Annotated in this window: 3 protein-coding genes; 2 read left to right on the top strand and 1 reads right to left on the bottom strand. The window is 52.7% G+C overall.

The genetic code is table 11. The annotated features are described in order from the left end of the window. Both QZL66_RS08265 and QZL66_RS08270 read left to right on the top strand, forming a co-directional pair. Positions 1–817 (top strand): C-type lectin domain-containing protein (locus QZL66_RS08265; protein ID WP_293602041.1); only part of this gene is annotated, 817 nt, incomplete at its 5' end. 14 nt (positions 818–831) lie between these two features. After that, entirely contained in the window at positions 832–2,097 is a 1,266-nt protein-coding gene (locus QZL66_RS08270) for a glycoside hydrolase family 3 protein (protein ID WP_022411250.1), read from the top strand. A 103-nt stretch (positions 2,098–2,200) separates the two neighbouring features. On the opposite strand, the gene QZL66_RS08275 is transcribed toward QZL66_RS08270, so the two are convergent. Next, on the bottom strand, positions 2,201–2,455 hold the full coding sequence (locus QZL66_RS08275; protein ID WP_022411251.1) for a heavy-metal-associated domain-containing protein: 255 nt from the start codon (positions 2,453–2,455) through the stop codon (positions 2,201–2,203). Positions 2,456–2,658 lie beyond the last annotated feature (203 nt).

The raw sequence follows: 2,658 nt of genomic DNA on the forward strand, positions 1-2,658 counted from the left end.
ATCGCAGCCATCCCAGAACTTTTACGAACAGCCGCCAATACAGCCGGAGCAGAACTTCTATGAGCAGCCGCCAATACAGCCCCAGCCGGAGAAGAAACCGCAGGAGAAGAGCAATCTCCTGCTGCTGATTATTATTGTGCTCTGTGTGCTGATTGTCGCCGCTGGTATCCTCATTGGTTTTCTGATTTTCCGGGACAGCGAGGGCGAGGGCGATGCCGGAAACGGCAATGCGGAAGGCGCACTCCAGACCACGGCGGTGCTGGAGGCAGATGCACCGTCTGCCGCAGGAGATGACGCAGAGACAATTGTAACCACACTCGCCACAGAGGAGAACGGTCTGCACTTTGCGGAGAACACCATGACTACCACGGTGACCACGACCACGGAAGCGCCGGAAAAGCGGTATCAGGTCTTTACGGAGGCGTGCAGCTGGGAGGATGCCAGGAAAAAGTGCGAGGCTGCCGGCGGACATCTGGCGTACATCACCAGTGAAGAGGACTGGGCAAAGGTCATCAATGCGCTGAACGGAACCGGATTGAAATACGTTTGGCTCGGCGGAACGACCTCTATCTCTGCGGACGAAACCCGCATCACCGCAACTTGGCTGGACGGCAGCAGCATGGACTATATCTACGATGCGAACCACTGGTTTGCCAACGAGCCGTCCGGACGGGACTTTTCCTCTGCGGACAAACCGCTGGAACCGTATATTCTGCTGTGGAATGTCAATGATGTATGGAGTCTGAACGACAGCAGCGATGCGGTTTTGAGCTGCTATAAGCACGAGCAAATCGGCTATGTCTGCGAATTTGACTGATAGAAAGGCAACGTATGCGCAAGAAACAAATCATCAGCATCCTGACCGCTTCGCTTCTGGCGATGGCGTGCGGATGCTCCAACATTAACCAGCCGGACACGGCAGAGCAAACGCCCACCGCAGCAGCGGAAACGTCTTTGCAGACGGAGAATTCTGCGCCGGAGCTGCACTTCCAAACCACTGCGGATTCAAAGCAGGCTGCATCGGGAACAACAGAAACCAGTGACGGTCTGGCCTCACAGTATCTGGCGAAGATGACGCTGGAGGAAAAAATCTACCAGATGTTCATGGTGACGCCGGAGATGCTGACGGGCTATGGCGTGGTGACGGAAGCTGGCGATTCCACTAAGGCTGCGCTGGCGCAGTATCCTGTGGGCGGACTGATCTACTTCGCCCAGAATCTGGAAACGCAGGAACAGACCAGGACAATGCTCGCCAACTGTCAGGCATTTGCCGAGGAATCCGGCATCGGGCTGTTTCTGGCGGTGGACGAAGAGGGCGGAACGGTGGCACGTGTGGCAGATCAGCTGGGCACGACAGCGTTTTCGGACATGTCGGTCTACGGCGCACAGGGCGATCCGCAGCAGGCGTTTGACATCGGAAAGACCATTGGCACGGAAATCGGAGCGCTGGGCTTTAACGTGGATTTTGCGCCGGTGGCAGATGTGAATCTGTGCAACGGGAACGAGCTGGGAGGACGTATTTTCAGTTCCGATGCCAGCGTGGTGGCGGAGATGGTCGCCTCGGAGGTCAGAGGCTTTCAGGAGAGCGGTGTCATGGCAACGCTGAAACACTTTCCGGGACTTGGCGCAGAAGACGGCAATGCGCATTATGACACCAAGATCGTCATTGACCGTACGCTGGACCAGCTGCGTCAGGAGGAATTTTTGCCGTTTTCCAGCGGAATTGAAGCAGGCGTGGACTTTGTCATGGTTTCCCATCAGGTGGTCACCGGAATCGGAGACGATCTGCCGGGCGATCTGTCCTACCAGACGGTGACAGAGCTTCTGAAAGGCGAGCTTGGATTTCAGGGAATCGCCATTACGGATTCTCAGGCGATGAATACCATCTCCGGTGTCTATGGTGCCGGAGAGGCAGCGGTCATGTCCGTTCAGGCAGGAATCGATATTGTCCTGATGCCGGAGGATTTGACGCAGGCATTCGAGGCAGTTCGCAGCGCCGTGGAGAGCGGTGAAATTTCCGAGGAACGCATTGACCAGAGCGTGCGCCTCATTCTGGAAAAGAAAGAGAAGCTGGGACTTTTGACCCCGCTGTCTTAGAACATGTTCACACGCTAAGTACTGAATACCGATAGAAAAAACGGAGCAGCATGGAATTTGCCAATGCTGCTCCGTTTTTTGATGTGATTTTACTGGCGAAGTGTTACTTGCCGAAAGAGAACAGACCCTTTTTCTCATACGGCTCCGAATGCCAGTCTTTCAGCTCGTAGCCGATCTCCTGAATTTCCTTTTTCAGCATGGAGATGTCCAGTTCGTTTTCGCTGATGATGGTGGTTTCGCCGCTTTTGGCAGAGGACTTTACCTTTTTCACAGCGCAGTTTTTTCGAACCAGATCGTTCATATGTGCCTCGCACATGCTGCACATCATACCGTCAATGCTCAATACTGTTTTTACCATAAGTTTACCTGCTTTCTATGGAGGTGCTGTTGTTTGTATAAAGCTATTATATACCCCTATAGGGTATTTGTCAAGGCGATTTGTAAATGAAGTCTGTACCGAAAATTCAATTTCTGTGATTTGCACAAACAATTTGTGCAATAAAATTCCTTCATTGTGCAGATACAATAAAATTATAAAATGTCACATGTCATAAATGAAAA

This window comes from Ruminococcus sp. CAG:330 (assembly GCF_000437175.1).
Taxonomy (GTDB): Bacteria; Bacillota; Clostridia; order Oscillospirales; family Ruminococcaceae; genus Ruminococcus_C.